General features: G+C 58.4%; 19 protein-coding genes, 2 tRNA genes and 3 rRNA genes. 20 read left to right on the forward strand and 4 right to left on the reverse strand.

Features of this window, described 5'->3' with window-relative positions; genetic code table 11:
* Positions 1-32 precede the first annotated feature (32 nt).
* From AB4N80_RS09980 to AB4N80_RS09990, 3 genes are read left to right on the forward strand one after another with little or no spacing between them, the layout of a single operon-like run.
* Entirely contained in the window at positions 33-1,016 is a 984-nt protein-coding gene (locus AB4N80_RS09980) for a FecCD family ABC transporter permease (RefSeq protein WP_163006678.1), read from the forward strand.
* The gene (locus AB4N80_RS09985) at positions 1,016-1,783 is read left to right on the forward strand and encodes a heme ABC transporter ATP-binding protein (RefSeq protein WP_305491110.1); all 768 of its coding nucleotides are present in this window, start codon (positions 1,016-1,018) and stop codon (positions 1,781-1,783) included. Before AB4N80_RS09980 ends, AB4N80_RS09985 begins: the two co-directional genes overlap by 1 nt.
* Before the next feature lie 22 nt (positions 1,784-1,805).
* On the forward strand, positions 1,806-2,654 hold the full coding sequence (locus tag AB4N80_RS09990) for a ChaN family lipoprotein (RefSeq protein WP_354339592.1): 849 nt from the start codon (positions 1,806-1,808) through the stop codon (positions 2,652-2,654).
* A 225-nt stretch (positions 2,655-2,879) separates the two neighbouring features.
* Here the strand turns inward: AB4N80_RS09990 and AB4N80_RS09995 are convergent, their stop codons facing one another.
* The 3 genes from AB4N80_RS09995 to AB4N80_RS10005 all read right to left on the reverse strand — a co-directional run bounded on the left by AB4N80_RS09995 (position 2,880) and on the right by AB4N80_RS10005 (position 5,365).
* Positions 2,880-3,152, reverse strand: a complete 273-nt coding sequence (locus AB4N80_RS09995) for a TfoX/Sxy family protein (RefSeq protein ID WP_053125275.1) — start codon at positions 3,150-3,152, stop codon at positions 2,880-2,882.
* 223 nt (positions 3,153-3,375) lie between these two features.
* Positions 3,376-3,717 carry a pentapeptide repeat-containing protein gene (locus AB4N80_RS10000; RefSeq protein ID WP_122564896.1) on the reverse strand — a complete coding sequence of 114 codons (342 nt, stop codon included), beginning with the start codon at positions 3,715-3,717 and terminating at the stop codon, positions 3,376-3,378.
* Between the two features lie 91 nt (positions 3,718-3,808).
* Positions 3,809-5,365, reverse strand: a complete 1,557-nt coding sequence (locus AB4N80_RS10005; protein WP_305491109.1) for a bifunctional aminoglycoside phosphotransferase/ATP-binding protein — start codon at positions 5,363-5,365, stop codon at positions 3,809-3,811.
* Between the two features lie 119 nt (positions 5,366-5,484).
* On the opposite strand from AB4N80_RS10005, the gene mrcB reads away from it, so the two are divergent.
* Genes mrcB through AB4N80_RS10020 form a run of 3 tightly spaced genes read left to right on the forward strand, consistent with a single transcriptional unit; the run spans position 5,485 to position 8,868 of the window.
* Complete coding sequence (gene mrcB / locus AB4N80_RS10010) at positions 5,485-7,803, forward strand: penicillin-binding protein 1B (RefSeq protein WP_060740602.1); 2,319 nt, start codon at positions 5,485-5,487, stop codon at positions 7,801-7,803.
* A gap of 16 nt (positions 7,804-7,819) precedes the next feature.
* Entirely contained in the window at positions 7,820-8,539 is a 720-nt protein-coding gene (locus tag AB4N80_RS10015) for a tetratricopeptide repeat protein (RefSeq protein ID WP_122564894.1), read from the forward strand.
* Positions 8,539-8,868: a YqcC family protein gene (locus AB4N80_RS10020; protein ID WP_460081800.1), complete on the forward strand. Its 330-nt coding sequence runs from the start codon at positions 8,539-8,541 to the stop codon at positions 8,866-8,868. Before AB4N80_RS10015 ends, AB4N80_RS10020 begins: the two co-directional genes overlap by 1 nt.
* A gap of 6 nt (positions 8,869-8,874) precedes the next feature.
* On the opposite strand, the gene AB4N80_RS10025 is transcribed toward AB4N80_RS10020, so the two are convergent.
* A complete protein-coding gene (locus AB4N80_RS10025) occupies positions 8,875-9,297 on the reverse strand; it encodes a DUF4124 domain-containing protein (RefSeq protein ID WP_305468514.1) in 423 nt (140 codons plus the stop codon).
* 401 nt (positions 9,298-9,698) lie between these two features.
* On the opposite strand from AB4N80_RS10025, the gene AB4N80_RS10030 reads away from it, so the two are divergent.
* From AB4N80_RS10030 to AB4N80_RS10095, 14 genes are all read left to right on the forward strand, one after another.
* The gene (locus AB4N80_RS10030) at positions 9,699-11,423 is read left to right on the forward strand and encodes an acetolactate synthase 3 large subunit (RefSeq protein WP_122564963.1); all 1,725 of its coding nucleotides are present in this window, start codon (positions 9,699-9,701) and stop codon (positions 11,421-11,423) included.
* 2 nt (positions 11,424-11,425) lie between these two features.
* The gene (gene ilvN / locus AB4N80_RS10035) at positions 11,426-11,917 is read left to right on the forward strand and encodes an acetolactate synthase small subunit (protein WP_003176102.1); all 492 of its coding nucleotides are present in this window, start codon (positions 11,426-11,428) and stop codon (positions 11,915-11,917) included.
* Between the two features lie 45 nt (positions 11,918-11,962).
* Positions 11,963-12,979, forward strand: coding sequence for a ketol-acid reductoisomerase (gene ilvC, locus AB4N80_RS10040; protein WP_003185459.1), 1,017 nt, complete (start codon positions 11,963-11,965; stop codon positions 12,977-12,979).
* A 144-nt stretch (positions 12,980-13,123) separates the two neighbouring features.
* Positions 13,124-13,969 (forward strand): CDP-diacylglycerol--serine O-phosphatidyltransferase, encoded by an 846-nt coding sequence (pssA, locus tag AB4N80_RS10045; protein ID WP_053125264.1) that lies wholly within the window; start codon positions 13,124-13,126, stop codon positions 13,967-13,969.
* 75 nt (positions 13,970-14,044) lie between these two features.
* On the forward strand, positions 14,045-15,058 hold the full coding sequence (gene msrP, locus AB4N80_RS10050; protein ID WP_122564891.1) for a protein-methionine-sulfoxide reductase catalytic subunit MsrP: 1,014 nt from the start codon (positions 14,045-14,047) through the stop codon (positions 15,056-15,058).
* Complete coding sequence (gene msrQ / locus AB4N80_RS10055) at positions 15,058-15,678, forward strand: protein-methionine-sulfoxide reductase heme-binding subunit MsrQ (RefSeq protein ID WP_122564890.1); 621 nt, start codon at positions 15,058-15,060, stop codon at positions 15,676-15,678. Before msrP ends, msrQ begins: the two co-directional genes overlap by 1 nt.
* A gap of 543 nt (positions 15,679-16,221) precedes the next feature.
* Positions 16,222-17,758 (forward strand): 16S ribosomal RNA (locus tag AB4N80_RS10060).
* 122 nt (positions 17,759-17,880) lie between these two features.
* Positions 17,881-17,957: transfer RNA gene (locus tag AB4N80_RS10065), tRNA-Ile, on the forward strand.
* A 10-nt stretch (positions 17,958-17,967) separates the two neighbouring features.
* Positions 17,968-18,043, forward strand: a tRNA-Ala gene (locus AB4N80_RS10070).
* Positions 18,044-18,284: 241 nt separating this feature from the next.
* A 23S ribosomal RNA gene (locus AB4N80_RS10075) occupies positions 18,285-21,176 on the forward strand.
* Positions 21,177-21,344: 168 nt separating this feature from the next.
* Positions 21,345-21,460, forward strand: a 5S ribosomal RNA gene (gene rrf / locus AB4N80_RS10080).
* The 16S, 23S and 5S rRNA genes sit together here with 2 tRNA genes alongside, the layout of an rRNA operon.
* Positions 21,461-21,608: 148 nt before the next feature.
* The gene (locus AB4N80_RS10085) at positions 21,609-22,268 is read left to right on the forward strand and encodes a paraquat-inducible protein A (protein WP_305468511.1); all 660 of its coding nucleotides are present in this window, start codon (positions 21,609-21,611) and stop codon (positions 22,266-22,268) included.
* Positions 22,255-22,878 (forward strand): paraquat-inducible protein A, encoded by a 624-nt coding sequence (locus AB4N80_RS10090; RefSeq protein WP_305468510.1) that lies wholly within the window; start codon positions 22,255-22,257, stop codon positions 22,876-22,878. Before AB4N80_RS10085 ends, AB4N80_RS10090 begins: the two co-directional genes overlap by 14 nt.
* Positions 22,871-25,174, forward strand: coding sequence for a PqiB family protein (locus tag AB4N80_RS10095; RefSeq protein ID WP_354338834.1), 2,304 nt, complete (start codon positions 22,871-22,873; stop codon positions 25,172-25,174). Before AB4N80_RS10090 ends, AB4N80_RS10095 begins: the two co-directional genes overlap by 8 nt.
* Positions 25,175-25,203 lie beyond the last annotated feature (29 nt).

Below are 25,203 nucleotides of genomic sequence, written 5' to 3' on the forward strand. Positions count from 1 at the left end.
GCACCTTGTTCATCGGCCTGGGCCTGCTGTGTCTGCTGGCGACCTGGCTGTCCCTGGCCCTGGGGCCGGTGAGCTTGCCGCTGCTGGACACCTTGCGCGCCGCCTTGCGCCTGTTGGGCTTGCCGGTGACCGCCGATGGCCTGGAGCAAGCCGAACTGATCCTCGGCCAGATCCGTTTGCCGCGCACCCTGCTGGGCTTGGCGGTGGGTGGGGTGTTGGCGTTGTCCGGCGTGGCGATGCAGGGGCTGTTTCGTAATCCCTTGGCCGACCCGGGGCTGGTGGGCGTGTCCAGCGGCGCGGCACTGGGGGCCGCGTTCGCCATCGTTGCTGGCTCGGCACTGGGCGGGTTGCCCGAAGCCTTTGGCCCTTACGTGTTGTCGTTGTGTGCGTTCCTTGGCGGGCTCGGTGTGACGGCGCTGGTCTATCGTCTCGGTCGCCGCAATGGCCAGACCCATGTCGCGACCATGCTCCTGGCCGGCATTGCCCTGACCGCGCTGTCCGGCTCCGCCGTCGGCCTCTTCACCTACTTGGCGGATGACGCGACCCTGCGCACCCTGACGTTCTGGAACCTGGGCAGTCTCAACGGCGCCAGCTACGCGAGGTTGTGGCCGCTGTTGCTGGTCAGCGCCGGCGTGGCGCTCTGGCTGCCACGCCGGGCTCGGCAACTCAATGCGCTGTTGCTGGGCGAGTCCGAGGCTGCCCACCTGGGTGTCAACGTCGAAGCCCTCAAGCGAGAGTTGGTGTTCTGTACGGCCCTGGGGGTTGGCGCGGCGGTGGCGGCGGCGGGCATGATCGGTTTCGTCGGGCTGGTGGTGCCGCATCTGGTGCGTCTGGTGGCCGGCCCCGACCATCGTGTGTTATTGCCCGCTTCAGTGCTGGCGGGGGCAAGCCTGTTGTTGCTCGCCGACTTGGTGGCACGCTTGGCGCTGGCCCCGGCGGAATTGCCGATCGGCATCGTCACGGCCTTCATCGGCGCGCCGTTCTTCCTCTATCTATTGGTACGAGGGCGTGCCTGATGTTGCGCGCACAGAACCTGCACATTCAGCGTGGCCGCAAAACCGTGCTGGCGGACATCGATCTGCTGCTCAATCCCGGCGAAGTACTCGGTGTGCTCGGGCCCAACGGCGCGGGCAAAAGTACCTTGTTGGCGGGCCTGTGTGGCGAATTGCGCCCGAGCCAGGGGCAGGTCTGGCTCGATGAGCGGCCACTGGCCCAATGGCACGGTGCCGAGCGCGCCCGTCGTCTGGCGGTCTTGCCGCAGTCCTCGACCCTGGATTTTGCCTTCCGTGTCGAAGAAGTCGTCGGCATGGGACGCCTGCCGCACCAGAGTGGCCGGCTGCGCGACGAGCAAATCGTCACCGCGGCGCTGCAAGCGGCAGACGCCGCGCATCTGCACGGTCGCAGCTACCTGGCGTTGTCCGGCGGCGAACGCCAACGGGTGCATCTGGCGCGGGTGTTGGCGCAGTTGTGGCCGGGTGAGGCGGGGCAGACCCTGCTGCTGGACGAGCCGACCTCGATGCTCGATCCGCTGCATCAGCACACCATCCTCCAGGCGGTGCGTGAATTCGCCAGTCGCGGGGCTGCCGTGCTGGTGATCCTGCATGACCTGAACCTGGCGGCGCGTTACTGTGATCGCCTGTTGCTGCTCGCGTCCGGTCGGCCGGTGGCCCTGGACACGCCCCGGCATGTGCTGCGCCCGGAACCGCTCAAGGCGGTGTTTGGCCTGGACGTGCTGGTGCAAGACCATCCGGAGCGCGGGCATCCATTGATCATTGCCCGCTGAGGGCGCCCTGGAGGATACGGACGTGCGCCTGCTCCTGATTCTGGCCTTGAGTGTACTGACAGCGTGCCAGAGCCTTACGCCGCCTCCGCTCGGCGGACGGATTCGTGATCTGCACAACGGCCAGGCCGTGACGCCCCAGACATTGGTCGAACGCCTGGCAAAGGCGCCGCGGGTGGTGGTGGGGGAGCAGCACGACAATCCTGATCACCACGCGCTGCAGCTCTGGCTACTCCAGGCCTTGGCCGGGCAGCGGGCCCAGGGCAGCCTGTTGTTGGAAATGCTCACCCCCTCCCAGCAGCCACGCGTTGATTCGGTCCGCCAGCTACCTGCCTTGCCCAAGGATCTGCCCGGCGCGCTGGCCTGGTCCCCCGGCTGGGATTGGAGTCTGTATGGGCCTGTCGTCGAGTTTGCCCTGGCGCAACGCTATCCGTTGCTGGCCGCCAACCTGGACGCCGCCGAGATTCAGCGTTTCTATCGGCAAGCGCCCGGCTTGATGGGCACTCGCGCCAATGCCGCCACGGTGAAGGAACAGCTGTTGGGACAGATCCGAGAGTCCCACTGTGGTTTGCTGCCGGAGTCGCAAATGCCGCCGATGCTGGCCGTGCAGCAACAGCGTGACCGGCGCATGGCCGAACGCCTGCTGCAAGCGCCGACCCCGGCATTGTTGTTCGTCGGTGCCTGGCATGGGCGAAAAGATCTTGGCGTACCGCTGCATGCTCTGGATCTCGGCGCCAGCGAGGCACCGACCGTCCTGATGTTGGCCGAGGAGGGCCGTGACGTGACCTCCGCCATGGCGGACTACGTGTGGTACACCCCGGCCATGCCACCCCAGGATTATTGTGCGCAAATGCGCGAACAGATTGGACAGTGACGTTTTTGCGGGCAAAAAAAGACCCGGCAAGAGCCGGGTCAAATAACCGTGATTAGCCTGATGAGGAGATATCTGAGAGTCCGAACCAAGGGCTGTTCAAATATCGACCAGTCTCGCGACCGGATGTGGTAATCATAGCGATTCTCATTACCATGTCAAACATTGTTTGTGCGATTTGTCGAAATAACCTCGCGGCCAGGGTTCGCTCTGGAAACGAAAAGGGCATCAGGCTTTGTGACGCGTCGAAAGGGCGTCCAGCTGTTTGTTCAGGGCTTCCTTGCGTTCGGCGGGGATGTCATTCCAATGCACATCCATCAATGCGCCCTCGATGGCGTACAGCAACACCTTGGACGCCCGGAAGCCGCGTGTGCGCACGGCGCGATAGGCGTCCACCGCCCCGAGCCGGCGTAGATCGGAAGCGCTGTGGATACCCACGGCGTGCAGCCACTGGGCCGATGTCTTGCCCAGATTCTTCAGGTGTTGCAGTTCATCATTCATCGAGCCTCCTTGCGACGGCCGACTGGTGCGGTGGGCAAGCTTCTGAGCAGTGTAGCGGTCAGTAGGAAAAGCGTGATTCTTTGGTGGGATTCGACGCAAAAGCTTCTAATGCATTACGCACGATGAAGTGGGAAGGGGCTGCATTCTCCAGCGCAAGCGGGGGCACTGGAGATCCGTTCGGTCGTGTCAGGTCTGCGCGTTGGCCGGCCCGGTTCAGACAGTGTCAGCGAGTACGGTAGCGCAGCCGGGTGCCGAAATTCATCGACATCAGGATCTCGTCGGCAGACAACTCAGGCGGGAAGTAGGCGCCGGATATTTGCGCATGGGCCAGGCTCGCGCCTTCCAATGACGATTTGCGGAAATCGATGCCGCGTAAATCGGCAGCGCGGAAATACGCATCGGTGAAATCGACGTCGTCCGCGTTCAGCTCCCGCAGATCGAGGCCACGAAAATCGCCGCCGCGCATGTCGACCGTACCTTGGGGGCGCTCCTTGTTGAAGCCTGAAATGTCATCTTTGCGCAGCAGGGCATAGAGCGGGCTGTTGAGAATCTTGGGGTGGCTCATTTCATATCACCTGTTGGTTTTATGACGCCAGTATAGTGCCACTATTTGACGGCCGTGAAGCCGGGCGTCGCTTCACGGCCGAAATAGTGATCTACAGGCCTGGCAGGCGCTGACGGATTTGCGCGACCACGATGTCGAGCGTGCCGCTTTCGTTGGTTTTGACCTGTTTGCTGCAGAGAATTTCCGTCGGGGTCAGGGCTTCGCGGCTGGACTGTTGTGCGGCGATGACCGCCAGATTCGCATCGGAGGGGTCTTGCTGGTCGGCCTGACGCTGCGCCAGGCGGCTTTCGATGACCGCTTGCGGCGCGTCGCAGTCGAGGATCAGGAACGGAGCGCCGGTGGCCTCGGCGACTTTTGCCGCAGCGTCGCGCTGATCGTGCTTGAGGTAGGTGGCATCGATCACTACCGGGAATCCGGCGCGCAGGATCGCCGCGGCGACTTCATGCAGGCGGGTGTAGGTGGCGCTGCTGGCGTCGCTGCTATAGATGCCGGCTTGTGGGTCGTTGGGGACCTGTTGCTGGCCGAACAGGCGCTTGCGCTCCACGTCCGAGCGCAGGCGAATGGCACCCAGTGCCTCGACCAGGCGCATCGCGACATGGCTTTTGCCAACGGCCGAAACACCGTGGGTGATGGCCAGGAAAGGCGAAGGGATGGTGCTGTAGCTTTCGGCCAGGTTGGCGTAGTTGCGGTATTGGCGCAGGGTGGTGGCGCGCTGCACCGGATCGGCTTCGGCCGGCATGCTGAACAGCGCGACTTTGGCCCGGACGAGGGCGCGATAGGCTTTATAGAAGTTCAGCAGTTCCAGGCCCTGGTAATCGCCGGTCAGTTCCAGGTACTGGCTGACGAAACGCCGCGCCAGGGACTTGAGACCACGGTCCTCCAAGTCCATCGCCAGGAAGCCGGTGTCGGCGTAGACGTCGGTGAAACGGAACGGTTCGTTGAATTCGATGCAGTCGAAAATCACCACTTTGCCGTCGATCACGGTGGCGTTGCCCAGGTGGATATCACCGTGGCATTCGCGGATGAAACCTTCGGTCTTGCGTTGGGTGAACAGTGGCTTGAGGCGTTCGAAACTGCTTTCGGCCCAGGCTTGCAGTGCTTCGAGTTGCAACAGGTCGGCCTTGTCGTTGAGGAACGGACGGATCTGTTCGAAGTTCTGCAGCACCGGCGCCATCACGCTTTGCGGAGTGCCGGCGGCGTTGTCGGCGGGCACCTTGGGCGTGGAGAGGTGGAACTGGGCGATCTGCGCGGCCATCTCGTCGATGTGCGCGGTGGTCAGTTCGCCGTTGGCTTGCAGTGTGCTGAGCAATTGGCTCTGGGGGAACTGACGCATCTTCAGGGCGTATTCGATGGCCGGACCGTCGCCACCCAGTTGTGGCGCTTCGACGCTGCCGGTAATCGGCAGCACGTCCAGATACAGGTCTTGGGTCAGGCGCTGGTTCAGGCGCAACTCTTCGCCACAGAAATGCTGGCGCGCCTGGAGGCTGGTGAAATCGAGGAAGCCGAAGTTGACCGGCTTTTTGAATTTGTAGGCGTATGGACCGGTGAGCAATACCCAGGAAATATGGGTTTCGATGACCTGGAACGCTTCGACGGGATGCGGGTAGAGGGCCGGGTTTTGCAGGGCGGCGATCAGGGATTGGCTCACGGGCGGTCCTTCATAGGCTGGAAAAATTCAAGGCCGTCATTATGGCCGCAAGCCGCGCTAACGCAAACCGCGTGGCGGGCTCATGTTGAACCGAAGCAAAGTGCGTATAATCCGCCGCCATGACTCGTACCCGATCCCCCCGTACCCCCAAGAAACCACCCGCCAGCCGCTTGCGGCCCTGGCTGGGCTGGGCCCTTAAACTCAGCCTAGTGGGCCTCGTCGTGCTCGCCGGTTTTGCGGTCTATCTCGATGCCGTGGTCCAGGAGAAGTTCTCCGGCAAGCGCTGGACCATCCCGGCCAAGGTCTATGCCCGGCCGTTGGAGCTGTTCGTCGGACAAAAGCTGAGCAAGGACGACTTCCTGACCGAGCTCGATGCCTTGGGTTATCGCCGTGAAAGCGTGGCCAATGGTCCGGGTGCGGCCTCGGTCAATGGCAATACCATCGACCTCAACACCCGTGGCTTCCAGTTCTATGAAGGCATGGAACAGGCACAACCGGTGCGGGTGCGTTTTTCCGGCGACTACGTGGCTGCGCTGACCGGCGCGAACAACGCGAGTCTGTCGGTGGTGCGCCTTGAGCCACTGCTCATTGGTGGCCTGTACCCCAAGAACCTCGAAGATCGGATCCTGATCAAGATCGACCAGGTGCCGCCGTTCCTGCTCGACACGCTGATCGCCGTCGAAGACCGCGACTTCTACCATCACTTCGGCGTCTCGCCCAAGTCGATTGCCCGGGCCATCTGGGTCAACACCTCCTCGGGCCATATGCGCCAGGGCGGTAGTACGCTGACCCAACAGTTGGTCAAGAACTTCTACCTGACCAACGAGCGCAGCCTGACTCGCAAGCTCACCGAAGCCATGATGGCGTTGTTGCTGGAACTGCACTACGACAAGCAGGAGATTCTGGAGGCGTACCTCAACGAGGTGTTCGTCGGCCAGGACGGTCAACGGGCGGTGCACGGTTTCGGCCTTGCCAGCCAGTTCTTCTTCAGCCAGCCGCTGTCCGAGCTCAAGCTGCATCAGGTGGCGTTGCTGGTGGGCATGGTCAAGGGGCCGTCTTCCTACAACCCGCGGCGTAATCCGGAACGTGCCCTCGAGCGGCGCAACCTGGTGCTCGATCTGCTGCAACAACAAGGTGTGGCGACAGCCGAGCAAGTCGAAGCGGCGAAAAAGATGCCGTTGGGCGTGACCAAGCGTGGCAGCCTGGCAGACAGTTCGTTCCCGGGCTTCATGGACCTGGTCAAGCGTCAACTGCGGGAAGACTACCGCGACGAAGACTTGACCGAAGAAGGCCTGCGCATCTTCACCAGTTTCGACCCGATCCTGCAGATGAAGGCCGAGGCCTCGGTCGAGGACACCTTCAAGCGGCTGGGCGGACGCAAGGGCGCCGACGAAGTCGAAGCGGCCATGGTCGTGACCAACCCGGAAACTGGCGAAGTCCAGGCCATGATCGGCAGCCGCCAGGCCAGCTTCGCCGGCTTCAACCGGGCCCTGGATGCGGTGCGTCCGATTGGCTCGCTGATCAAGCCTGCGGTGTACCTCACCGCGCTGGAGAAACCGAGCCAGTACACGCTGACCAGTTGGTTGTCGGACGAGACGTTCTCGGTCAAGGGCGCTGATGGCCAGGTCTGGAAACCGCAGAACTATGATCGTCGTTCCCACGGCACGGTGTTCCTCTACCAGGGGCTGGCGCATTCCTACAACCTGTCGACGGCTCGCCTCGGGCTGGAAGTCGGTGTGCCGAATGTACTCAAGACCCTGGCGCGCCTGGGGGTAAGTCGCGAATTCCCGGCCTTCCCGTCGATGCTGCTGGGCGCCGGTGGCCTTACACCGATCGAAGTGGCGGCCATGTACCAGACCCTGGCCAATGGCGGTTTCAATACGCCGATGCGCGGGATCCGCAGCGTGCTGACCGCCGATGGTGAGCCGCTCAAGCGTTATCCGTTCCAGATCCAGCAGCGTTTCGACCCGGCCTCCATTTATCTGATCCAGAGCGCGATGCAGCGAGTCATGCGTGAAGGCACCGGCAGTTCGGTTTATAACGTGTTGCCTCGGACCCTGACCCTGGCGGGCAAGACCGGTACCAGTAACGACTCGCGCGACAGCTGGTTCGCCGGTTTCAGCCAGGACCTGCTGGCAGTGGTCTGGCTCGGACGTGATGACAACGGCAAGACCCCGTTCACCGGCGCCACTGGTGCGCTGCAGGTCTGGACCAGTTTCATGCGCAAGGCCGACCCGCTGCCGCTGGACATGCCGCAACCGGACAACATCGTCCAGGCCTGGGTTGATTCGCGTACCGGCCAAGGCTCCGACGCCAATTGCCCGGGCGCCGTACAGATGCCGTATATTCGCGGCAGCGAACCACCACCCGGTGCAGCCTGTGGCGGCACGAATCCTGCCGAATCGGTGATGGATTGGGTCAAGGACTGGATGAATTAAGCAAAGAGGGTTTCAAGTGAACAAGTGGTTGATTCCAGCGGTAACGGCCGTGGCTTTGCTCAGTGGTTGCTCTACCGTACAACGCGGTTCGATTCCGGTCGTTGACTCCGGCACTGCTGTGTCCAACAGCGAGCGGGTCTCGGCCAACGGTGGTTTCCGTCAAACGACGGTGAAACGGCCGGTGCAGGGCCAGGTCCAGGCAATCCCGCAAGGCGACACTGGCGTCGTGGTGATGGTGCCCGGCGGAGGCGCGACGACTTCGGCGCCGATCAGCAGCACGCCGATCACGCCGGGCCCGATCACGCCAGGACCTATCGAAACCTCGCCGATCGATCAGGGCAGCTACAGCATGCCTTCGACGCCGAGCAGCATCCCGTCGGCAAGTTCCGGTGGTTTGTCTGCCGATGAACAACTGGACGGCCCGGTACTGGCTCTGCTGACCACGGCGCAACAGCAACAGGCCGGCGGTGACCTCAACGGTGCGTCCTCCAGCCTGGAGCGTGCCCAGCGTGTGGCGCCACGTGAACCCCAGGTGCTTTATCGCCTGGCCCAGGTGCGCATGGCCCAGGGTGATGCGCCGCAAGCCGAACAACTGGCCCGCCGTGGCCTGACATTATCCAGTGGTCGCCCGGCACTTCAGGCCAGCTTGTGGGAATTGATCGCCCAGGCCCGTGAGAAACAGGGCGATTCCGCTGGCGCGGCGTTGGCTCGTCAGAAGGCCAAGGTTTCGCTCTGATGGATACACGTTTTCCTCAAATCGCCGATCAGTTGCTGTTGATCGAGCGGGAGCTACGGGTCCAGGGCTGGTGGAGCGAGGTATCGCCTTCGGCGCAGGCGCTGGCCAGCGTCGAGCCGTTCGCGGTCGACACCCTGGATTTCGAGCAGTGGCTGCAATGGATTTTCCTGCCCAGGATGAAAGCCATCCTGGAAAACGACCTGCCGCTGCCCAACGCCTCGGGCATCCTTGCCATGGCCGAGATGGTCTATGCCCAGCGGCCAGGGCAGGGCGTCGAGTTGCAGCGGCTGCTGGCGCAATTCGATCGGTTGATCATCGACGTCGGCTGACCGCCATTACTGGCAGTTCTCCTCGATTTGCTGGCGGGTCTCATCGATCCGCAGGCGCCGCTCTTCATCGGTGAGGCGGCGCATTTCCCCCTCCACGTCTTCGCGCACCCTGGGGTTGTTCTGCAATTGCGCCAGGTTGGTCCGGGCCTGTTCGCAGAACGCCTTGAGCTGGGCTTCCTGTTCGGCAACCTGTTTCCTGACCTGTTGGTCGATGGCCTTCTGGTCGCCAATGACCCCACCAGACGGCGGTGCCGCCGGTTTGGTGGCGGGTGGAGCGGACTTGATCACAGTCGTGGCCTCTGTGCCGTCGGGGGGCTGGGCGCCGAAATGGGTCACGCCCTGGGCGTCGACCCATTTGTAGACCTGGCCGGCCATGCATATCGGGCTCAGGCCAACCAGCAGGCTGGCCGTCAAGAAGATCATTCGCATGCTGTTTCCTTGTCTTGGGTTGCGCAATTGAAGCTAACACAGTTGCCGTTTAAGGGTTTTTTCTTGCGTTCTCATGCGCTTACTTCGAATAAAGCACATAGACGACTTGACTTGAAGGAGGCGAAACAGAAGAATCCAAAGTCCGCTGTAGAGGGACTGCCAGAAGCAGACCCACTCGGCAGATCATGAGGCGCACATCCGCGCCGACCTGTTACACCCGCAACGCGTTACCTCGCGCTGGGTGGGAAAGGCCCGCAACACTTGGGACGATCCCAATACTTGCTCAGTCAGTGCTGACGTAGTCGGCGACCACCGTCGCTCATGCTCTGCCGAGAAGTAAACCTATTAAGACCCGTCCCCTTTTTGTGGGTCGGTATTCTGGCGTTTTAGAGGTGAACAACGTGGAGCTTTTATCTGGCGGTGAGATGCTCGTCCGCTTTTTGCGTGACGAAGGCGTCAAATATATCTACGGGTACCCCGGTGGTGCTCTTCTTCATGTCTATGATGCCCTGTTCAAAGAACCGGAAGTGACCCACATTCTGGTTCGTCACGAGCAGGCGGCCACTCATATGGCTGACGGCTATGCCCGTGCCACCGGCAAGGCCGGCGTGGTACTGGTGACTTCCGGTCCAGGCGCCACGAACGCCATCACCGGTATCGCCACGGCGTACATGGACTCCATCCCGATGGTAATCATCTCCGGTCAGGTGCCCAGCACCATGGTCGGCACCGACGCGTTCCAGGAAACCGACATGATCGGTATTTCCCGGCCGATCGTGAAGCACAGCTTCATGATCAAGCACGCGTCGGAAATCCCGGAAGTCATGAAGAAGGCTTTCTACCTGGCCGAATCCGGTCGTCCGGGTCCGGTCGTGGTCGATGTCCCGAAAGACATGACCAACCCGGCCGAGAAGTTCGAATACATCTTCCCGAAAAAAGCCAAGCTGCGTTCCTACAGCCCGGCGGTCCGTGGTCACTCCGGGCAAATCCGCAAGGCGGCCGAAATGCTGCTGGCGGCCAAGCGCCCTGTGTTGTACTCCGGTGGTGGTGTAATCCTCGGCGGTGGCTCCGCGCCGCTGACCGAGCTGGCGAAAATGCTCAACCTGCCGGTCACCAATACGCTGATGGGCCTGGGCGCGTTCCCGGGTACTGACCGTCAGTTCATCGGTATGCTCGGCATGCACGGCAGCTACACCGCCAACCTGGCGATGCACCACGCCGATGTGATCCTGGCGGTCGGCGCGCGTTTCGACGACCGTGTGATCAATGGCGCGGCTAAATTCTGCCCGAACGCCAAGATCATCCACATCGACATCGACCCGGCTTCCATCTCCAAGACCATCAAGGCAGACGTGCCGATTGTCGGTCCTGTCGAGAGCGTGCTGACCGAAATGGTCGCCATTCTCAAGGAAATCGGCGAGGTTCCGAACAAGGAGTCCGTCGCCAGTTGGTGGAAGCAGGTCGATGAATGGCGCGGCGATCGCGGCCTGTTCCCTTACGACAAGGGCGACGGCAGCGTGATCAAGCCGCAGACCGTGATCGAAACCCTGTGCGAAGTGACCAAGGGCGATGCCTTTGTGACCTCCGACGTGGGCCAGCACCAGATGTTCGCGGCGCAGTACTACAAGTTCGACAAACCCAACCGCTGGATCAACTCCGGTGGCCTGGGCACCATGGGCTTCGGTTTTCCGGCAGCCATGGGCATCAAGTTGAGCTTCCCGGAGGCTGATGTCGCCTGCGTCACGGGCGAGGGCAGCATCCAGATGAACATCCAGGAACTATCCACCTGCCTGCAATACGGTTTGCCGGTGAAGATCGTGATCCTGAACAACGGTGTGTTGGGGATGGTTCGCCAGTGGCAGGACATGAGCTACGGCAGCCGTCATTCGCACTCGTACATGGAATCGCTGCCTGATTTCGTCAAGCTGGCAGAGGCCTATGGTCACGTTGGCGTGCGCATCACCGAATCGAAGGATTTGAAGTCGAAGATGGAGGAAGCGTTCGCCATGAAGGATCGCCTGGTGGTGATCGATATTGCGGTCGACACCAGCGAGCACGTCTACCCGATGCAGATCAAAGACGGCTCCATGCGCGATATGTGGCTGAGCAAGACGGAGCGTACCTAATCATGCGACACATTATTTCCTTGCTTCTGGAAAACGAACCGGGTGCGCTGTCTCGTGTTGTAGGCCTGTTCTCGCAGCGCAACTACAACATCGAAAGCCTGACCGTGGCGCCAACCGAAGACCCGACCCTGTCGCGTCTGACGCTGACCACCGTGGGGCACGATGAAGTCATCGAGCAGATCACCAAGAACCTGAACAAGCTGATCGAGGTGGTCAAGCTGGTGGACCTGTCGGAAAGCGCTCACATCGAGCGTGAACTGATGCTGGTCAAGGTCAAGGCCACCGGCGCCCAGCGCGCCGAGATCAAGCGTACTACCGATATTTATCGTGGGCAGATCGTCGATGTCAGCGCCAGCGTCTATACCGTTCAGTTGACCGGTACCAGCGACAAGCTCGACAGCTTCATCCAATCGATCGGCACTGCCTCGATTCTGGAAACCGTACGCAGTGGCGTCACCGGGATTGCCCGTGGCGACAAAGTACTGAGCATCTAAACCAAATTAGCGAATGGCCTGAATGGCCGGATATAGGGGAAATTCATGAAAGTTTTCTACGATAAAGACTGCGACCTGTCGATCATCCAGGGCAAGAAAGTCGCCATCATCGGCTACGGTTCCCAAGGTCACGCCCAGGCGTGCAACCTGAAAGATTCCGGCGTTGACGTGACTGTCGGCCTGCGTAAAGGCTCGGCCACCGTTGCCAAGGCCGAGGCCCACGGCCTGAAAGTGACCGACGTGGCTTCCGCAGTTGCCGCAGCCGACCTGGTCATGATCCTGACCCCGGACGAGTTCCAATCTGCCCTGTACAAGAACGAAATCGAGCCGAACATCAAGAAAGGTGCCACCCTGGCCTTCTCCCACGGTTTCGCGATCCACTACAACCAAGTCGTGCCTCGTGCCGACCTCGACGTGATCATGATCGCGCCGAAGGCCCCGGGTCACACCGTGCGTTCCGAGTTCGTGAAAGGCGGCGGTATCCCTGACCTGATCGCGATCTACCAGGACGCGTCCGGCAACGCCAAGAACGTGGCCCTGTCCTACGCTGCTGGTGTGGGTGGCGGTCGTACCGGCATCATCGAAACCACCTTCAAGGACGAGACTGAAACCGACCTGTTCGGCGAGCAAGCCGTTCTGTGTGGCGGTACCGTCGAGCTGGTAAAAGCCGGTTTCGAAACCCTGGTTGAAGCGGGCTACGCGCCAGAAATGGCCTACTTCGAATGCCTGCACGAACTGAAGCTGATCGTTGACCTCATGTACGAAGGCGGTATCGCCAACATGAACTACTCGATCTCCAACAACGCCGAATACGGCGAGTACGTGACCGGTCCGGAAGTCATCAACGCCGAGTCCCGCCAGGCCATGCGCAACGCCCTGAAACGTATTCAGGACGGCGAATACGCCAAGATGTTCATCAGCGAAGGCGCCACCGGCTATCCTTCGATGACCGCCAAGCGTCGCAACAACGCCGCCCACGGTATCGAAATCATCGGCGAGCAACTGCGCTCGATGATGCCGTGGATCGGTGCCAACAAGATCGTCGACAAAGCCAAGAACTAAGTCGCGAACTTGAGTCGAAAAACGCGGCCTTGGCCGCGTTTTTTCGTTTGGGCGATGGCTTCTGGTATAAAGCTGCATCGTTTGCGGTCGAACCGTCGTCCCAGACATCTGTCGAATTTTTCACACCGTTGCAAGGTATTGTCCATGAGCGAACGTCCCGACGAGCCAAACCAGGCTCCTGACGCCGAAAGCCTGTTGCCCATCGATGAGCACATCGAAGAAGGCCATGACGCTGAAGGCCGTAAGGTCCGGCATCGTGGCATCTATCTGCTGCCGAATCTGTTCACCACCGCGAACCTGTTCGCCGGTTTCTATTCCATCATCAGCTCCATGAGTGCCCAGGCTGCCTTGAGCGCCGGCGATAGCGCAGGGGCGAGCCGTTACTTTGCGTTCGCCGCCATTGCGATCTTCGTCGCCATGGTGCTCGATGGCCTGGACGGGCGCGTCGCCCGCATGACCAATACCCAAAGCGCGTTCGGCGCCGAATACGATTCACTGTCCGACATGGTCGCCTTTGGCGTGGCGCCGGCCTTGCTGGCGTTCGGCTGGGCGCTGGGGGACATGGGCAAGGTCGGCTGGATGGTCGCCTTCATTTATGTGGCGGGTGCGGCATTGCGCCTGGCCCGTTTCAACACCCAGGTCGGCAAGGCTGATAAACGTTACTTCATCGGCCTGGCCAGTCCGGCCGCGGCGGGTGTCGTGGCCGGTGTTGTCTGGGCATTCAGCGACTACGGCATCCAGGGGTCGAAAATGTCGTTCCTGGTAGCGCTGCTGGTTGCCGCGGCCGGGATGCTGATGGTCAGCAACATCAAGTACAACAGCTTCAAGGAGCTGGATCTGAAAGGGCGTGTGCCATTCGTTGCGATTCTGGCGGTGGTGCTGGTATTCGCGGTGGTGTTCAGTGATCCGCCGCGTATCCTGCTGCTGGTATTCCTCGCCTATGCCGCTTCGGGCCCGGTGCAATACTTGTTGCGTCTTCGCCGACGCTAAACGTTGCCTTAATGTAATTTCCCCCATACTCCGCAGTCTATTGGTACATCTGCCCTCCAATACTGCGGAGTTGTCATGCTGATCAAGATCCCCAAGTCGTCCGACTGCCGTGAATCGGACGTCACGCCCGAATCCTTCTATCTATCCCGTCGTCAAATGCTCGGTGCGACCATGGCGGGTCTCGCCGTGAGCAGCTTTCCGCGATGGGCTAGCGCTGCCGATGTGGCGCGTTATGCCGAGGTCGAACCAGGCAAGGCGCCGTCCTGGTTTGCCGAAAAATTGCCGTCCGTCCAATGGGAGGCGGTCACGGTCAAGAATGAGCCCATCACGCCGTTCAAGGACGCGACCCATTACAACAACTTCTATGAGTTCGGGACCGACAAGGGGGATCCGGCCGCCAATGCCGGCTCCCTGAAGACCGAACCCTGGAGCGTGGTGGTGGATGGAGAGGTGGGCAAGCCGGGACGCTATGGGTTGGAAGACTTCATGAAGCCTTATCAGCTGGAAGAGCGGATTTATCGACTGCGCTGTGTCGAGGCCTGGTCGATGGTCATTCCGTGGATCGGTTTTCCCATCTCTGCATTGCTCAAGCAGGTCGAGCCGACCTCCAAGGCCAAGTACATCCGCTTCGAAACTCTGCAGGATCCGAAAGTCATGCCGGGGCAGCGTTCTGGTTTCGCCTTGATCGACTGGCCGTATGTGGAGGGCTTGCGATTGGACGAGGCGATGAACCCGTTGGCTATCCTCGCGGTTGGGATGTATGGACGGGAGTTGCCAAACCAGAACGGCGCGCCGCTGCGGCTGGTGGTCCCGTGGAAGTATGGGTTCAAAAGTGTGAAGTCCATCGTGCGCATCAGTCTGGTGAGCGAGCAGCCGAAAACCACGTGGCAGAGCATCGCGTCTGATGAGTACGGCTTTTATGCCAACGTCAATCCAACGGTCGACCACCCGCGCTGGACCCAGGCGCGTGAACGTCGTTTGCCGAGTGGGCTGTTCAGTCCCAATGTGCGCGATACGCTGATGTTCAACGGCTATCAGGATGAAGTCGCTTCTTTATATGCAGGGATGGACCTGAGGAAGGACTACTGATGCGTTTTCCAGTCTGGCGAATTAGCGTCTTCATCGCCGCGGCAGTCTGGCCGTTGCTCTGGCTTTACGAAGCCTTGATGAATTCGTTGGGTCCTGACCCGGGCAAAGTGCTGGTGGATCGGCTCGGGTTGGGGACACTGATCCTGTTGTTGATCACCTTGAGCATGACGCCGTTGCAAAAAATGACGGGGTGGGCGGGGTGGATTGCGGTCAGGCGCCAGTTGGGTTTGTGGTGCTTTGCTTATGTTGTGTTGCATTTAAGCGGGTATGCGGCGTTCATACTGGGATTCGATTGGTCGCAGTTGGGCGTCGAATTGAGCAAGCGGCCTTACATTATTGTCGGGGCGCTTGGGTTTCTCGGCTTGCTGGCGCTGGCAGTCACATCCAATCGTTACAGCCAGCGGCGACTTGGCGTGCGCTGGAAGAAGTTGCATCGCCTGGTGTATCTGATCCTGGGGCTTGGATTGCTGCATATGCTGTGGATCGTGCGGGCAGATCTGAAGGAATGGTCGATATACGCCTTTATTGGGGTCGTACTGTTGATGCTGAGAGTCCCGCCGGTTATGCGTCGAATCCCGCGTTTGCTGGGCAGGAAAGTGCCTTCTGCAACAAAAGCGTAATTAGGGGGTTGACGGCAGATTCTGGACGTCTATAATTCGCCCCACTTCCGGCGCAGTCGAAACGGAAAACTCCTTGAGATTCAATGAGTTAAGTAAGTTTCGAAGGGGTTTGGCTTCAGTTCATCGAGGTCTGGAAGGAGCAGATAGAGCAGTGTTGTTTGGCTCCATCAGCGGTTCGATCTTCTCGGTCGAAAGCGGTGAAAAAGAGGTGTTGACAGCAGCGAGTAACGCTGTAGAATTCGCCTCCCGCTAACGAGAGATCGGAAGCGCAAGTGGTTGAAGTTGATAAGGAAACTTTGAAAACTTCTAAAAATAACCGCTTGACAGATACACGGGGCGCTGTAGAATGCGCGCCTCGGTTGAGACGAAAGACTCAGCCAACCGCTCTTTAACAACTGAATCAAGCAATTCGTGTGGGTGCTTGTGGAGTCAGACTGCTAGTCAACAGATTATCAGCATCACAAGTTACTCCGCGAGAAATCAAAGATGTAACCAACGATTGCTGAGCCAAGTTTAGGGTTTTCTCAAAACCCAAAGATGTTTGAACTGAAGAGTTTGATCATGGCTCAGATTGAACGCTGGCGGCAGGCCTAACACATGCAAGTCGAGCGGTAGAGAGGTGCTTGCACCTCTTGAGAGCGGCGGACGGGTGAGTAATGCCTAGGAATCTGCCTGGTAGTGGGGGATAACGCTCGGAAACGGACGCTAATACCGCATACGTCCTACGGGAGAAAGCAGGGGACCTTCGGGCCTTGCGCTATCAGATGAGCCTAGGTCGGATTAGCTAGTTGGTGGGGTAATGGCTCACCAAGGCGACGATCCGTAACTGGTCTGAGAGGATGATCAGTCACACTGGAACTGAGACACGGTCCAGACTCCTACGGGAGGCAGCAGTGGGGAATATTGGACAATGGGCGAAAGCCTGATCCAGCCATGCCGCGTGTGTGAAGAAGGTCTTCGGATTGTAAAGCACTTTAAGTTGGGAGGAAGGGCATTAACCTAATACGTTAGTGTTTTGACGTTACCGACAGAATAAGCACCGGCTAACTCTGTGCCAGCAGCCGCGGTAATACAGAGGGTGCAAGCGTTAATCGGAATTACTGGGCGTAAAGCGCGCGTAGGTGGTTCGTTAAGTTGGATGTGAAAGCCCCGGGCTCAACCTGGGAACTGCATTCAAAACTGTCGAGCTAGAGTATGGTAGAGGGTGGTGGAATTTCCTGTGTAGCGGTGAAATGCGTAGATATAGGAAGGAACACCAGTGGCGAAGGCGACCACCTGGACTGATACTGACACTGAGGTGCGAAAGCGTGGGGAGCAAACAGGATTAGATACCCTGGTAGTCCACGCCGTAAACGATGTCAACTAGCCGTTGGGAGCCTTGAGCTCTTAGTGGCGCAGCTAACGCATTAAGTTGACCGCCTGGGGAGTACGGCCGCAAGGTTAAAACTCAAATGAATTGACGGGGGCCCGCACAAGCGGTGGAGCATGTGGTTTAATTCGAAGCAACGCGAAGAACCTTACCAGGCCTTGACATCCAATGAACTTTCCAGAGATGGATTGGTGCCTTCGGGAACATTGAGACAGGTGCTGCATGGCTGTCGTCAGCTCGTGTCGTGAGATGTTGGGTTAAGTCCCGTAACGAGCGCAACCCTTGTCCTTAGTTACCAGCACGTAATGGTGGGCACTCTAAGGAGACTGCCGGTGACAAACCGGAGGAAGGTGGGGATGACGTCAAGTCATCATGGCCCTTACGGCCTGGGCTACACACGTGCTACAATGGTCGGTACAGAGGGTTGCCAAGCCGCGAGGTGGAGCTAATCCCACAAAACCGATCGTAGTCCGGATCGCAGTCTGCAACTCGACTGCGTGAAGTCGGAATCGCTAGTAATCGCGAATCAGAATGTCGCGGTGAATACGTTCCCGGGCCTTGTACACACCGCCCGTCACACCATGGGAGTGGGTTGCACCAGAAGTAGCTAGTCTAACCTTCGGGGGGACGGTTACCACGGTGTGATTCATGACTGGGGTGAAGTCGTAACAAGGTAGCCGTAGGGGAACCTGCGGCTGGATCACCTCCTTAATCGACGACCGCAGCTGCTTCATGAGCTCCCACACGAATTGCTTGATTCATTGAAGAAGACGATAGAAGCAGCTTTAAGCTCCAAGCTGATAGCTCACGCTAACAGTTACAAGCTCGAAATTGGGTCTGTAGCTCAGTTGGTTAGAGCGCACCCCTGATAAGGGTGAGGTCGGCAGTTCGAATCTGCCCAGACCCACCAATTTTGTAATGGGGCCATAGCTCAGCTGGGAGAGCGCCTGCCTTGCACGCAGGAGGTCAGCGGTTCGATCCCGCTTGGCTCCACCATAAACTGCTTCTGAAAGCTTAGAAATGAGCATTCCATCAACGTGATGGTGAATGTTGATTTCTAGTCTTTTGATTAGATCGTTCTTTAAAAATTTGGGTATGTGATAGAAAGATAGACTGAACGTTACTTTCACTGGTAACGGATCAGGCTAAGGTAAAATTTGTGAGTTGCTCTTTGAGCAAGATCGAATTTTCGGCGAATGTCGTCTTCACAGTATAACCAGATTGCTTGGGGTTATATGGTCAAGTGAAGAAGCGCATACGGTGGATGCCTTGGCAGTCAGAGGCGATGAAAGACGTGGTAGCCTGCGAAAAGCTTCGGGGAGTCGGCAAACAGACTTTGATCCGGAGATGTCTGAATGGGGGAACCCAGCCATCATAAGATGGTTATCTTGTACTGAATACATAGGTGCAAGAGGCGAACCAGGGGAACTGAAACATCTAAGTACCCTGAGGAAAAGAAATCAACCGAGATTCCCTTAGTAGTGGCGAGCGAACGGGGACTAGCCCTTAAGCTTCTTTGATTTTAGCGGAACGCTCTGGAAAGTGCGGCCATAGTGGGTGATAGCCCTGTACGCGAAAGGATCTTAGAAGTGAAATCGAGTAGGACGGAGCACGAGAAACTTTGTCTGAATATGGGGGGACCATCCTCCAAGGCTAAATACTACTGACTGACCGATAGTGAACTAGTACCGTGAGGGAAAGGCGAAAAGAACCCCGGAGAGGGGAGTGAAATAGATCCTGAAACCGTATGCGTACAAGCAGTGGGAGCCCACTTTGTTGGGTGACTGCGTACCTTTTGTATAATGGGTCAGCGACTTATTTTCAGTGGCGAGCTTAACCGAATAGGGGAGGCGTAGCGAAAGCGAGTCTTAATAGGGCGTCTAGTCGCTGGGAATAGACCCGAAACCGGGCGATCTATCCATGGGCAGGTTGAAGGTTGGGTAACACTAACTGGAGGACCGAACCGACTACCGTTGAAAAGTTAGCGGATGACCTGTGGATCGGAGTGAAAGGCTAATCAAGCTCGGAGATAGCTGGTTCTCCTCGAAAGCTATTTAGGTAGCGCCTCATGTATCACTGTAGGGGGTAGAGCACTGTTTCGGCTAGGGGGTCATCCCGACTTACCAAACCGATGCAAACTCCGAATACCTACAAGTGCCGAGCATGGGAGACACACGGCGGGTGCTAACGTCCGTCGTGAAAAGGGAAACAACCCAGACCGTCAGCTAAGGTCCCAAAGTTATGGTTAAGTGGGAAACGATGTGGGAAGGCTTAGACAGCTAGGAGGTTGGCTTAGAAGCAGCCACCCTTTAAAGAAAGCGTAATAGCTCACTAGTCGAGTCGGCCTGCGCGGAAGATGTAACGGGGCTCAAACCATACACCGAAGCTACGGGTATCACGCAAGTGATGCGGTAGAGGAGCGTTCTGTAAGCCTGTGAAGGTGAGTTGAGAAGCTTGCTGGAGGTATCAGAAGTGCGAATGCTGACATGAGTAACGACAATGGGTGTGAAAAACACCCACGCCGAAAGACCAAGGTTTCCTGCGCAACGTTAATCGACGCAGGGTTAGTCGGTCCCTAAGGCGAGGCTGAAAAGCGTAGTCGATGGAAAACAGGTTAATATTCCTGTACTTCTGGTTATTGCGATGGAGGGACGGAGAAGGCTAGGCCAGCTTGGCGTTGGTTGTCCAAGTTTAAGGTGGTAGGCTGAGATCTTAGGTAAATCCGGGATCTTAAGGCCGAGAGCTGATGACGAGTTACCCTTTGGGTGACGAAGTGGTTGATGCCATGCTTCCAAGAAAAGCTTCTAAGCTTCAGGTAACCAGGAACCGTACCCCAAACCGACACAGGTGGTTGGGTAGAGAATACCAAGGCGCTTGAGAGAACTCGGGTGAAGGAACTAGGCAAAATGGCACCGTAACTTCGGGAGAAGGTGCGCCGGTGAGGGTGAAGCACTTGCTGCGTAAGCCCACGCCGGTCGAAGATACCAGGCCGCTGCGACTGTTTATTAAAAACACAGCACTCTGCAAACACGAAAGTGGACGTATAGGGTGTGACGCCTGCCCGGTGCCGGAAGGTTAATTGATGGGGTTAGCTAACGCGAAGCTCTTGATCGAAGCCCCGGTAAACGGCGGCCGTAACTATAACGGTCCTAAGGTAGCGAAATTCCTTGTCGGGTAAGTTCCGACCTGCACGAATGGCGTAACGATGGCGGCGCTGTCTCCACCCGAGACTCAGTGAAATTGAAATCGCTGTGAAGATGCAGTGTATCCGCGGCTAGACGGAAAGACCCCGTGAACCTTTACTATAGCTTTGCACTGGACTTTGAATTTGCTTGTGTAGGATAGGTGGGAGGCTTTGAAGCGTGGACGCCAGTTCGCGTGGAGCCATCCTTGAAATACCACCCTGGCAACTTTGAGGTTCTAACTCAGGTCCGTTATCCGGATCGAGGACAGTGTATGGTGGGTAGTTTGACTGGGGCGGTCTCCTCCTAAAGAGTAACGGAGGAGTACGAAGGTGCGCTCAGACCGGTCGGAAATCGGTCGTAGAGTATAAAGGCAAAAGCGCGCTTGACTGCGAGACAGACACGTCGAGCAGGTACGAAAGTAGGTCTTAGTGATCCGGTGGTTCTGTATGGAAGGGCCATCGCTCAACGGATAAAAGGTACTCCGGGGATAACAGGCTGATACCGCCCAAGAGTTCATATCGACGGCGGTGTTTGGCACCTCGATGTCGGCTCATCACATCCTGGGGCTGAAGCCGGTCCCAAGGGTATGGCTGTTCGCCATTTAAAGTGGTACGCGAGCTGGGTTTAGAACGTCGTGAGACAGTTCGGTCCCTATCTGCCGTGGACGTTTGAGATTTGAGAGGGGCTGCTCCTAGTACGAGAGGACCGGAGTGGACGAACCTCTGGTGTTCCGGTTGTCACGCCAGTGGCATTGCCGGGTAGCTATGTTCGGGAAAGATAACCGCTGAAAGCATCTAAGCGGGAAACTTGCCTCAAGATGAGATCTCACTGGGACCTTGAGTCCCCTGAAGGGCCGTCGAAGACTACGACGTTGATAGGCAGGGTGTGTAAGCGCTGTGAGGCGTTGAGCTAACCTGTACTAATTGCCCGTGAGGCTTGACCATATAACACCCAAGCAATTTGTAACTCCAAGCCCAAAGGCAAAGAGACCAGATTGCGGTGTCTGAAGACGAAACGAACCGAAAGTTCGAGATACTCACAAACAGCACACAAACTATCGCATACCCATTCGCTGGCACGTGACCGCAAGGCACGAACCGGCTACCGAATTTCTTGACGACCATAGAGCATTGGAACCACCTGATCCCATCCCGAACTCAGCAGTGAAACGATGCATCGCCGATGGTAGTGTGGGGTTTCCCCATGTGAGAGTAGGTCATCGTCAAGATTAAATTCCGAAACCCCTATCTGCTGATGCAGGTAGGGGTTTTGTTTTGCCCGTCATAAAAGTCTGCGAAAGCTCGTGATAAATTTGCACAGTTATTTTCGAGCTGGAGCACTAGAATAGCCCCACCTTAGCTGAGCCAGAGCTGTTTATGCCCGATCCGTCAGACACTGATAGGTTGCCAGATCTACCCCTGGGCGAACTGGTGGCGTGTCATGAGTGCGACTTGTTGATGCGCAAGCCCCAACTGTCCCACGGCGAGAAAGCCGAGTGCCCCCGCTGCGGTTATGAACTTTATGCTCACCGGCACAATGTAGTCGAACGCAGTCTTGCGTTGGTGATCGCCGCCCTGCTGTTATACGTGCCGGCCAACTTCTTACCCATCATGCAACTCAATCTGCTTGGACAGACCTCCCAGGACACCGTTTGGAGTGGGGTAGTGGGTCTGTTCGATACCGGCATGCAAGGCGTCTCGGTAGTTGTGTTCCTGTGCAGCATGGGTATTCCGTTGCTCAAGTTGCTTTGTCAGTTGGCTGTGCTGCTGACCATTCGCTTGGACCTTGGCCGTAGCTACGGTTTGTTGCTGTACCGCATTTATCACCACCTACGCGATTGGGGGATGCTCGAGGTTTACCTCATGGGCGTGCTGGTGGCCATCGTCAAATTGGCAGACATGGCGGCCATCACCGTAGGCCTTGGCTTGGTGTGCTTCATCAGTTTGTTGCTGGTCCAGGTCTGGCTGGAGGTGGTGATGTCACCGCATCAGATCTGGCAGGCGTTATCAGGAGAAGATGCCCATGAGGGCGATTGATGCCGGCATTCTGGTTTGTACGGAATGCCATGAGTTGAATCGGCAAGACGTCGAAACCGACAACCAAACCTGTACTCGCTGTGGCGCACTGGTTCACCCCCGTCGGCCGAACAGCTTGATGCGAACCTGGGCATTGCTGATCACGGCCGCGATTCTTTATATCCCGGCCAATATGCTGCCGATCATGACCATCAACTCGCTGGGCCAGGGCGCCCCGAGCACCATCATGGCCGGCGTCATCGAGTTGGTTCACCACGGCATGATTCCTATCGCCGCGGTGGTGTTCATCGCCAGTATCCTTGTACCCACCTTCAAGCTGGTGGGCATCGCTTTGTTATTGTTTTCCGTACAGCGGCACCAGCCCATGTCGGCGCGGCAACGCATCCTTATGTACCGTTTTATCGAGTTCATCGGGCGTTGGTCGATGTTGGATATTTTCGTGATCGCCATTCTGGTCGCGGTGGTGAATTTTGGGCGACTGGCCAGTGTCGAAGCCGGTCTCGGCGCGATTGCTTTCGCCAGCGTAGTGATTTTGACAATGATTGCCGCAGTAACCTTCGATCCCCGACTGATTTGGGATAACACGGAGTCGGATAACGACCATGACTGATTTGCCTACCGCTAAAACCCGACCGGCTTCGAACTGGTCTGCTATCTGGGTCTTGCCGCTGATTGCATTGATCATCGGCGGCTGGCTCGGCTGGCGGGCATATAACGAGACCGGAATCGAGATCACTGTGCGCTTTGAGAGTGGCGAGGGCATCCAGGTCAACAAAACCGAAGTCGTCTACAAAGGGATGACGGTCGGCAAGGTGACGGCCCTCACGCTCGATGACGAAGGCAGCTCCAAGGGCGTGGTCGCGACGGTCGAGATGAACAAGGACGTCGAGCAGTATCTCAAGACCGGCACACGTTTCTGGCTGGTCAAGCCGAGCGTGAGCCTGGCCGGGATCACAGGCCTGGAAACCCTGGTGTCGGGTAACTACGTGGCGATCAGTCCGGGTGAAGGCGAGTCGACGCGCAAGTTCAAGGCCTTGGCCGAAGAGCCGCCGCTGTCGGACGCCAAGCCGGGTTTGCACCTGACCCTCAAGGCTGACCGCCTGGGCTCGCTCGACCGTGGCAGTCCGGTGTTCTACAAGCAGATCCAGGTCGGTCAGGTGAAAAGCTACCTGCTGTCCGAAGATCAGCGCACTGTCGAAATCAAAGTCTTCATCGAGCCGACCTACGCCAGCCTGGTGCGTAAACACACGCGTTTCTGGAACGCCAGTGGCATCAGCATCGATGCCAACCTCTCGGGCGTCAAAGTGCGCAGCGAGTCCTTGGCCAGCATCGTGGCGGGAGGTATCGCGTTTGCTACGCCGGAAAACCGTAAAGACAGTCCACCTACGGACCCAAGCCTGCCGTTTCGTCTGTACGAAGATTTCGATGCCGCCGCCGCGGGGATTCGCGTCAAGGTCAAGCTCAGCGACTTCGAAGGGTTGCAGGCTGGCCGTACGCCGGTGATGTACAAGGGCATCCAGGTCGGCAGCCTGAAGACTTTGAAAGTCGACCCGGACCTGTCCAGCGCCAGCGCGGAGTTGACCCTCGATCCGTTGGCTGAAGATTATCTGGTGGCCGGCGCTCAGTTTTGGGTCGTCAAGCCGTCGATTTCCCTGGCGGGCATCACTGGCCTGGAGGCGCTGGTCAAGGGCAACTACATTGCCGTGCGTCCCGGCGACAAGGGTGGAGCGCCGCAACGCGAGTTTGAAGCCAGGGCGAAGGCACCACCGTTGGACCTGCGTTCACCGGGACTGCATCTGGTCCTGTTGACGGAGAACCTCGGCTCGCTGGAGGTCGGTAGCCCGATTCTCTACAAGCAGGTCAAGGTCGGATCGGTGCAGAGCTACCAGTTTTCTCGCAAGAAAAAGCAACTGATCATCGGCGTGCATATCGAGAAGGAATACGAAGGACTGGTCAACGGCTCGACGCGATTCTGGAACGCCAGCGGCGTTACCCTCACGGGCGGCTTGACCGGCGGGATACAGGTCAAGAGCGAGTCCCTGCAAAGCCTGATGGCCGGCGGGATCGCCTTCGAAACGCCGGAGCCGAACGTGCCGTTGAAAAGGCGCATCCCACGCTTTCGTTTGCATGCAGATCGCGAAGCCGCACAACAGAAGGGCACGGTCGTGACGATCAAGGTCGACCGCGCCGATGGCTTGCGCAGCGGTACGCCGATCCGTTTCAAAGGCCTGGATGTGGGCAAGATCGAAGATGTCGATCTCAGCGCCGACATGCAATCGGTGCTGCTCACGGCGCGTATCACCGAAGTGCCGGAGCGTATCGCCCGGGTCGGGTCCCTGTTCTGGGTGGTCAAGCCTGAGCTGGGGTTGATGAAGACCTCCAACCTGGAGACGCTGGTCACCGGCCAATACATTGAAGTGCAGCCTTCGGCGAAAAACCTCGGGCCACAGAAAAGCTTCGTAGCCTTGGCCAACCCACCGGAAAGCGCTGTACCCGAAGCGGGTCTGAGCCTGGTGCTGAGCGCGGCCCGCCGTGGTTCGTTGAAGATCGGCGTGCCGGTCACTTATCGCGAGATCACGGTGGGCAAGGTCACCGGTTATGAACTGGGCCAGACGGCGGACCGGGTACTGATCCATATCCTGATCGAACCCAAATATGCGCCACTGGTGCGCAGCGGCACACGCTTCTGGAATAGCAGTGGCTTCGGTTTGGACTTCGGTCTGTTCAAGGGCGCGACGGTGCGAACCGAGTCGCTTGAAACGCTGATCCAGGGTGGCATTGCGTTCGCAACGCCGGACGGTGAACGCATGGGCAATCCGGCCCGGCCGGAGCAGACGTTCCCGTTGTTCGATAAATTCGAAGATGAATGGCTGACCTGGGCGCCGAAGATCAGTCTCGGTAAGTAAATGGGATGGCGCTAGTCTGTTCTGGCGCC

Source organism: Pseudomonas sp. H3_A02 (assembly GCF_054671965.1).